This is a genomic window from Macrococcoides goetzii (assembly GCF_002742385.2).
GTDB lineage: Bacteria > Bacillota > Bacilli > Staphylococcales > Staphylococcaceae > Macrococcoides > Macrococcoides goetzii.
Genome location: NZ_MJBI02000024.1, coordinates 1 through 792, shown reverse-complemented (window position 1 = coordinate 792; position 792 = coordinate 1). Strand labels below are relative to the sequence as shown.

At 45.1% G+C, this 792-nt stretch carries 6 tRNA genes; all 6 read right to left on the bottom strand.

The annotated features are described in order from the left end of the window. Window positions 1–223 precede the first annotated feature (223 nt). Window positions 224–299, bottom strand: a tRNA-Ala gene (locus tag BFS35_RS13675). 16 nt (window positions 300–315) lie between these two features. Next, a tRNA-Pro gene (locus BFS35_RS13670) sits at window positions 316–389 on the bottom strand. 11 nt (window positions 390–400) lie between these two features. Further along, window positions 401–474, bottom strand: a tRNA-Arg gene (locus BFS35_RS13665). A gap of 17 nt (window positions 475–491) precedes the next feature. Then, window positions 492–580, bottom strand: a tRNA-Leu gene (locus BFS35_RS13660). Window positions 581–595: 15 nt separating this feature from the next. Next, window positions 596–670 (bottom strand) — tRNA-Gly (locus BFS35_RS13655). 25 nt (window positions 671–695) lie between these two features. After that, window positions 696–771 (bottom strand) — tRNA-Lys (locus BFS35_RS13650). Between the last annotated feature and the right edge of the window lie 21 nt (window positions 772–792).

Sequence of the window (792 nt, the reverse complement as noted above, 5' to 3'; positions counted from 1 at the left end):
GTATTAGGCACGCCGCCAGCGTTCATCCTGAGCCAGGATCAAACTCTCCATAATAGTTTGTTTGATAATGCTCTTTGATTGCTTATGGCAATCACTCTTTTGCACTGTACAAACTCAGCAAGCTGAGTTCGCAAATGCGACTAGCGATTAAAAATCGCAGTCTTATTTGGAATTAACGTTGACATATTGTCATTCAGTTTTCAATGTTCATCTTAAAATTTTATGGTGGAGACTAGCGGGATCGAACCGCTGACCTCCTGCGTGCAAAGCAGGCGCTCTCCCAGCTGAGCTAAGCCCCCAAAATTATTAAGTAAGTCGGGAAGACAGGATTCGAACCTGCGACCCCTTGGTCCCAAACCAAGTGCTCTACCAAGCTGAGCTACTTCCCGTTATTAATAAACGCGCCCGAGAGGAGTCGAACCCCTAACCTTTTGATCCGTAGTCAAACGCTCTATCCAATTGAGCTACGGGCGCAAAAAAATAAAATTAAATGGTGCCGAGGACCGGAATCGAACCGGTACGGTAATCACTTACCGCAGGATTTTAAGTCCTGTGCGTCTGCCAGTTCCGCCACCCCGGCATTTAATTTTCTTAATGGAGCGAAAGACGGGATTCGAACCCGCGACCCCAACCTTGGCAAGGTTGTATTCTACCACTGAACTACTTTCGCATATTAAGTTTTAATATTTAAATAATGGTGAGCCATAGAGGATTCGAACCTCTGACCCTTTGATTAAAAGTCAAATGCTCTACCAACTGAGCTAATGGCTCAAAGAAATGGTGCCGGAAAAA